Annotated in this window: 5 protein-coding genes; 4 read left to right on the forward strand and 1 reads right to left on the reverse strand. The window is 38.7% G+C overall.

Features of this window, described 5'->3' with window-relative positions:
• A partial coding sequence (locus LB467_RS18350) for an oxidoreductase (protein ID WP_449619106.1) occupies positions 1-713 on the forward strand: 713 nt, incomplete at its 5' end.
• A 149-nt stretch (positions 714-862) separates the two neighbouring features.
• Here the strand turns inward: LB467_RS18350 and LB467_RS18355 are convergent.
• Complete coding sequence (locus LB467_RS18355) at positions 863-3,262, reverse strand: PQQ-dependent sugar dehydrogenase (protein WP_224475597.1); 2,400 nt, start codon at positions 3,260-3,262, stop codon at positions 863-865.
• A 630-nt stretch (positions 3,263-3,892) separates the two neighbouring features.
• Between LB467_RS18355 and LB467_RS18360 the strand changes: the two genes are divergently transcribed.
• The 3 genes from LB467_RS18360 to LB467_RS18370 all read left to right on the forward strand — a co-directional run.
• Positions 3,893-4,048: a hypothetical protein gene (locus tag LB467_RS18360; protein WP_224475599.1), complete on the forward strand. Its 156-nt coding sequence runs from the start codon at positions 3,893-3,895 to the stop codon at positions 4,046-4,048.
• Between the two features lie 2 nt (positions 4,049-4,050).
• Entirely contained in the window at positions 4,051-4,428 is a 378-nt protein-coding gene (locus LB467_RS18365; RefSeq protein WP_224475601.1) for an isochorismatase family protein, read from the forward strand.
• Between the two features lie 78 nt (positions 4,429-4,506).
• Positions 4,507-4,926: DUF3179 domain-containing (seleno)protein (locus LB467_RS18370; protein WP_224475603.1), on the forward strand; the 420-nt coding region annotated here is incomplete at its 3' end.

Raw genomic sequence — 4,926 nt, forward strand, 5'->3', positions numbered from 1 at the left:
CAGACCAGCACGGACCTCAGCCATATCCGGTTCCAAGAGAAATGACCATAGAGGAAATAAAGCAGGCTCAGGACGAGTTCGTTCAAGCTGCTTTAAATGCTATGAAAGCAGGATTTGACGGTGTGGAGATACATTCTGCCAATGGATACCTGGCCGATCAGTTTTTAAATACTGTGACTAATAAACGGACCGATGAATATGGGGGCTCCAAAGAAAACAGAAGCAGATTCACCCTGGAAACGGTAGATAAAGTTACTAAGGCTATAGGTAGCGAAAAAGTGGGAATACGATTATCACCCTATAGTGCTTTCAACGGTACTGAAATTTTTAACGGTATCGATGATCAGTTCATATATCTTACAGAACAGCTTAACAAATTTGAGCTGGCCTACCTGCACCTGGTAGATAACTCGTCACTAGGATCTCCCAATGTTTCACAATCTATATTTTTAAAAATCAGAGAAAAATTTGAAGGCACCCTTATCCGTAATGGAGGATATACAAAGGGTGAAGCAGAAAAAAGCATCACCGATAATAAGACCGATCTTATTTCATTTGGCAGGTCCTTCATCGCCAATCCAGACCTTATCCATAGGTTTGAGAATGATTTTACTTTAAACGAACCGGATTATGATACTTTCTATACTCCCGGTGAAAAAGGTTATACAGACTATCCTTTTTTTGAAGAAAATGAAACCGTGGCAGCTCATTAGATAACTTAAAAAACCCTTGCTCCGGCAAGGGTTTTTTAATTCCACCTTGTGAGGAATACAGGTTATTTAGCTGATAAAACCAATTACTAAAAATAAAAAAGGCGGTCATTAAAAAGACGGCCTCTTTTGCATTTTAATGATCTTTCTTTCTATTCCATTTTAGTAATTTTCCAAATGGCACCGGAATTCTCGTCATAAACTACAGGTGGCGATTTTGACAGGTCTATTGTGACCACACCGTAATCTACTATATACATAGCACCATCAGGTCCAAATTTCACATCGAAGGGTCGTTCCAGTCCTTTTCCCTTCATTCCCTGGAAGGAAGCAGGACCGTCTCCTTTATTACTTGCAAAAGTTGAAAGTTGTCCTGTAGCAGGATCTACCCGCACTATCTGGACTCCTGCAGGCGTAGTACGTAAAGGATTAGTAGCAGGTGCTAAGTCTCCCCATTCGGCGATGAATACGTGGTTAGTCCAAGATTCCCAAGAGGCAGGTCCTATATCCAGCATACTTGGAGATGAATTAAATTCGTGTTGTCCAAGCACCACAGAAGGGTCTGGAGGGGTGAGCCCGCTGGCCTCATGGTCTATAACAAAACCAAGATCCTTTCCTATAAATTCACCGTTTATGTATATGGGTGCCTGGAATTCATCGGCCACTTCAAATTTAGGATCGGTGAGAGGTTCTCTGTTGGCAGAGAAATCCGGTACTCCATACCACATGCCCTGGTGAATTCGTAAACTGGCATCCATATAATCCTTTACAGGGCGCGAACCCCGGATGTCATAACCATTTTCAGCGGCATACATATCCCCGTTACTGTCCCAGGTAAGGCCAATGAGATTTCGGAATCCCCAGGCATGAGTGGAAATGGTTCCCATAGCATTATTGGGATCAAATTTAAGAATAGATCCCCCACAAAGGGTTACCCCCTGAATGACCTGTCCGGGATGGGTTTCTACACCAAAAGGAACATAAGCACCTGTTTTAACCATATCTCCCTCTTCCGGAGTCAGAAAATTCAGAGATTCATAATTCTTACCGATAAGAACAATATCCTCACAGGGTCTGGCGCGTAAATTAGGACTTTTTTTCACGGCAGGTGCAATGTCAGGACCTGCTACAGCTGAATTACCGGCCATTCCCACCGAAACATACATCAAACCATCGGGTCCAACCTGGATATCGTTTATCTGATGTTCATCCTGGTTGTCGATGATCCCCTTAAACAAGAGCTCTAACTGACCGTTTTTATTTACCCGGGAAACCGCTCCTGTAAGATCTTCAGCTCTGTGAGTAAAATAGAACCAGCCTTCATGCCATACCAGGCCTATAATGGAAGGTTCTATTCCCCTGTTGTCAAGGTCTATCACTTCTACCCTGCTGCCGTCAGCCATGATCTGGATTATACCCATTGGGGCCAACTGGCCAGGGAACAATCCTCCTCCGGCTTGTGCAACAAAAAGGTTTCCTTCATCATCCCAGGTGGCGCTTGTAGGCAGATGTAGGCCATATGCCAATCTTTCCGCCTTAAAACCTTCCGGAAGTTGAATCAAACTTGCTGTATCAAAGAATGGAGGCGAATCTGAAGCCTGACAGGATCCAGCCATAAAATGAAAATAATCATTATTGGAATCCCCACTGAATAGTGATCTTACTTCTTCATCTGTTATCACTCCGCTTCTTACAATTCTTTCTTCTGTATCGTAAACATCAGAATCCATTAAAGTGATTTCTATATAATACTCATCGACTCCACTGCCGTCTGGTAATACAAGACAAAGTGGCTCTGCAAAGGCATCTCCGGCATTGTTGGTTCCGGTAATGTTGGCAAGATCATTCGCAATTACTTTTCCATTAGGTTCTGTGGGATCACCGCTATATCTCCAGGCATCAACACTAAATTTTGCAGAGAAATGCCTACCGGTTTCATCACAATAATTTCCAAAAATGCAAAACTCTATTCCTCTTGTTGCGTCAAGCTCAAAAAAAGTATAGCCGTATTCGTTCACTATACGATCGTCAAAACACAAAACTTCAACATCAACATATTTTTTCACTCCGGCTCTAAGCTCTATTTCGAGAGGTAAAGAATTATTTACAAAATTGGCAAGGCTTCCTCCTGTTACCGGAGCTAACCAGATCATGTTGCTACCGGCATTTACAGGGTTACCATCAAAAACAGCAAAATACTGCAGGGTATAATTTCCCGGTTGTAGCTCCAAATCTGAAGAATATTTGGTAAAGTAATTCCCATCGTTGCCGGGAGTTGAATTTACTTGAACCACCAATGGTTCTTCCATGGTACCCACATTTGTAGGACCAGTCAATACTACTTCTACAAAAGCCGGTGAGGCGTCAGAGCATTCGGGAATATCACTTAAATGTTCTTTAAGTGCCGCTCTGCCGTTGGCCATGTCATTCAGTAAGGCTCCAAAGGATATTGTTGCCAATTCAGAACTATCCTGAATTTTCTCATCTTCGCTGCAGGAGGTTAGTACTATCGCAATGAAAGCGAAGCACACCCAAAAATTAAAATTTTTCATAATGCAATTATTTAATTAATATTTATTTAGGTTAATAAATTCTTTGCTTTTCTATAATCTCACGGAAGTAAAAGTTGTTTATAGTTAATATCCTTAAGCCGGAATATTGAATGTGTTCGGACCAATTCTAAAAGCGTCTTAAAGTTAGATATAATGACTGCTTTTAAAGATGGGGAGTATCCCCTATTTTTAAATAAATGAATAAAATATTTCAATGTAAGTAACTGTTATATATGAAGTTATGTGAGGAATACAAAGATCTGTAAAGAAAGAGGTATAGGATCTAATTGACCGTTAACAATAAGAAATTTAGGGGTGAATTTGAATATGATGGAATCTTGAAAATAAGAGTTAAATATTGTTAGAGTGTCACAATAATGACAATTGACATTAGTGATGATGTTTATATTAATACCTATTAAAAAAATGTTTAACAAAAAACAGCAATATGAAAAGTTTAGACTGGAAAGTAAATAAAGCTGCAAAAGATTCCTGATTACCAGAGCCGGAATTTGAAATTGATAAAAATACTGCGGTGGTAATCACCGCCCCACAAAATGATTTTTTAAGAGATGATGAGCCTGGCCTATAGTAAAAGAAAGTGTTAAAGAGAATGACACCATCTTAAATATGGACATGGTTTTTAGTCTTGCTCAGGAAAATAACCTAAAAGTTTTTATATCTCCTCATTATTTTTTTCCTACAGATCAGGGTTGGAAATTTGGGGGTTCTTTAGAAAAATTTATGCAATCAAAAGGCATGTGGATAAAAGAAACGGAAGATTAAATATGAAAGGATTTGAAGATTCCGGAGCTGATTTTCTGTATCAATTCAAGCAGTATTTATCTAAAGAAAATATTATAATTTGTAATCCTCATAAAATTTATGGGCCTCAAACCACAGATTTATACCTGCAATTAAGAAAATACAAAATACAGAAAATATTGATGGCAGGAATGTCTACAAATCTAAATTTAGAATCACATACCCGACATTTACTGGAAGATGGATATGAAGTGGCAGTTATTGCAGATGCAAGTGCCAGCGCTAAACTACCTGGTATGGATACCTTCGAGGCGGCTTTAATGAATTTAAGAATGATTACCAGTAAAATTTTTACTACTGAAGAATTTGAGCAAACTCTTAGAAATACAAATTTGAAATAAAATTAGAAAAGTAGTTTTAGACATTATCCTTGAACAACTTTGCGCCTGGTAGTAAATTGAACCCGAAATATCTTTTTTATGAAATCAATATTGTTTTTATTAATAGCTTGTATAACCTTCCAGTCCAATTATGCCCAGGAGAAAAAAGGTTTTGATCTGTCCAATGCAAGCATCCCGATTTCTGAAATAAAAGATGGAGGACCTCCAAAAGATGGAATTCCCTCTATAGACAGTCCAAAGTTTTTAAGTGCTTCTAAAGCTATCTTATCTAAAAATGATAGAATTTTAGGGGTATACGAAAATGGAATTGCTAAAGCTTATCCTATTGCTATTATGAATTATCATGAAATAGTTAATGATGATTTTGAAGGGAAAGCTGTAGTAATAACGTATTGCCCACTATGTGGCAGCGGTATTGCTTTTAACGCAAAAGTAAACGATAAGATCCTCAACTTCGGTGTGTCTGGATTGTTATATAATAGCGATGTTTTACTTTAC

The sequence above is a fragment of the Salegentibacter tibetensis genome (genome assembly GCF_020164485.1).
In the GTDB taxonomy this organism is placed as follows: Bacteria; Bacteroidota; Bacteroidia; order Flavobacteriales; family Flavobacteriaceae; genus Salegentibacter; species Salegentibacter tibetensis.

What these genes read in the sequence shown, in the direction of transcription:
- LB467_RS18355 (WP_224475597.1), bottom strand. Translation starts at nt 3,262, where the DNA reads ATGAAAAATTTTAATTTTTGGGTGTGCTTCGCTTTCATTGCGATAGTA.
- LB467_RS18360 (WP_224475599.1), top strand. Translation starts at nt 3,893, where the DNA reads ATGGACATGGTTTTTAGTCTTGCTCAGGAAAATAACCTAAAAGTTTTT.
- LB467_RS18365 (WP_224475601.1), top strand. Translation starts at nt 4,051, where the DNA reads ATGAAAGGATTTGAAGATTCCGGAGCTGATTTTCTGTATCAATTCAAG.